2 protein-coding genes are annotated in these 2249 nt (G+C 58.2%); both read right to left on the reverse strand.

Annotation, left to right across the window (positions count from 1 at the left end; translation table 11 throughout):
* Positions 1-36: 36 nt before the first annotated feature.
* Positions 37-882 (reverse strand): 3-deoxy-8-phosphooctulonate synthase, encoded by an 846-nt coding sequence (gene kdsA, locus ACIOVB_RS27500; protein WP_095189353.1) that lies wholly within the window; start codon positions 880-882, stop codon positions 37-39.
* Positions 883-887: 5 nt separating this feature from the next.
* The coding region (locus ACIOVB_RS27505; RefSeq protein ID WP_401272276.1) for a CTP synthase at positions 888-2249 on the reverse strand (1362 nt) is incomplete at its 5' end.

Genomic DNA, 2249 nt, shown 5'->3' on the forward strand with positions numbered 1-2249 from the left:
GACAAATCGTGCGGTACTTTAGCGGAGAATTGAGGTTTACGCGGTTTCTACCGTCGGAAAACTCTTCACCAGTTCGTCCAAGGCTTTGAGCTGGGCCAGGAATGGCTCCAGTTTGTCCAGACGCAAGGCGCAAGGGCCGTCGCATTTGGCGTTGTCCGGATCCGGGTGAGCTTCGAGGAACAGACCTGCCAGGCCTTGGCTCATGCCAGCCTTGGCCAGATCCAGAACCTGCGCACGGCGACCGCCGGCGGAGTCGGAACGACCGCCAGGCATTTGCAGCGAGTGGGTCACGTCGAAGAATACCGGGTACTCGAACTGCTTCATGATGCCGAAGCCGAGCATGTCGACCACGAGGTTGTTGTAGCCGAAGCTCGAACCACGCTCGCAGAGAATCAATTGATCGTTACCCGCTTCCACGCACTTGTTCAGGATGTGCTTCATTTCCTGAGGCGCGAGAAACTGGGCTTTCTTGATGTTGATGACGGCATTGGTCTTGGCCATCGCGACGACCAGATCGGTCTGGCGCGACAGGAAGGCCGGCAGCTGAATGATGTCGCAGACCTCAGCGACGACCGCGGCCTGTTCAGGCTCGTGGACGTCGGTGATGATCGGCACGCCGAAGGCTTGTTTAATGTCCTGGAAGATGCGCATGCCCTCTTCCAGGCCTGGACCGCGATACGAGGCCACTGAAGAACGGTTGGCCTTGTCGAAACTGGCCTTGAACACATAAGGGATACCGAGTTTCTCTGTGACCTTTACGTACTCTTCGCAAACCTGCATAGCCATGTCACGGCTTTCCAGCACGTTCATGCCGCCAAACAGCACCATGGGTTTGTCGTTGGCAATCTCGATGTCGCCAACGCGGATGATCTTCTGTGCCATCGGGGTTACGCCTTCTTCTGGTGTTGAGCCAACGCTGCTTTGACAAAACCGCTGAACAGCGGATGGCCATCACGTGGTGTCGAGGTGAACTCAGGGTGGAACTGGCAAGCGACGAACCATGGATGATCCGGTGCTTCGACCACTTCAACCAGCGCAGCATCGGCGGAACGACCGGAGATTTTCAGGCCGGCTTCGATGATTTGCGGCAGCAGGTTGTTGTTCACTTCGTAACGGTGACGGTGACGCTCGACAATCACGTCCTTGCCGTAGCAATCGTGCACTTTGGAACCGGCTTCGAGCAGGCAGTCCTGAGCGCCAAGGCGCATGGTGCCGCCCAGATCGGACGATTCGGTGCGCACTTCAACGGCACCGGTAGCGTCTTCCCACTCGGTGATCAGACCGACGACCGGGTGACCGCTGGCGCGATCAAACTCGGTGGAGTTGGCGTCTTTCCAGCCCATCACGTTACGGGCGAATTCGATGACCGCCACTTGCATGCCGAGGCAGATGCCGAGGTAAGGAACCTTGTTTTCGCGAGCGTACTGAACGGCAGTGATCTTGCCTTCCACGCCACGCAGACCGAAGCCGCCCGGTACCAGAATTGCATCAACACCTTCCAGCAGCGCAGTGCCCTGGTTTTCGATGTCTTCGGAATCGATGTAACGCAGGTTGACCTTGGTACGGTTGCTGATACCGGCGTGACTCATCGCTTCGATCAGCGATTTGTAGGCGTCCAGCAGTTCCATGTACTTGCCGACCATGGCGATGGTGACTTCGTGTTCCGGGTTCAGCTTGGCATCTACCACCGCTTCCCACTCGGACAGGTCAGCGCTGCCGCATTGCAGGCCAAAACGCTCGACAACGAAATCATCCAGGCCCTGGGAATGCAGGATGCCCGGGATCTTGTAGATGGTGTCGGCGTCTTCCAGCGCGATCACCGCACGTTCTTCAACGTTGGTGAATTGCGCGATCTTGCGACGAGACGAAATGTCGATCGGGTGATCGGAACGGCAAACCAGCACGTCTGGCTGCAGGCCGATCGAACGCAGTTCCTTGACGGAGTGCTGGGTAGGCTTGGTCTTGGTTTCGCCAGCAGTGGCGATGTACGGAACCAGGGTCAAGTGCATCAGCATCGCGCGCTTGGCGCCGACTTCGAAACGCAACTGGCGGATGGCTTCGAGGAACGGTTGCGACTCGATGTCACCCACGGTGCCACCGATTTCGACCATCGCCACGTCAGCGTCACCGGCACCCTTGATGATGCGGCGCTTGATTTCGTCGGTGATGTGCGGAATCACCTGGATGGTTGCACCCAGGTAGTCACCACGGCGCTCTTTGCGCAGCACGTGCTCGTAGACACGGCCGGT

The organism is Pseudomonas sp. NPDC087639 (genome assembly GCF_044743385.1).
Taxonomy (GTDB): Bacteria; Pseudomonadota; Gammaproteobacteria; order Pseudomonadales; family Pseudomonadaceae; genus Aquipseudomonas.

Coding starts and splice junctions, on each gene's coding strand:
- kdsA (WP_095189353.1), bottom strand. CDS start 882: ATGGCACAGAAGATCATCCGCGTTGGCGACATCGAGATTGCCAACGAC.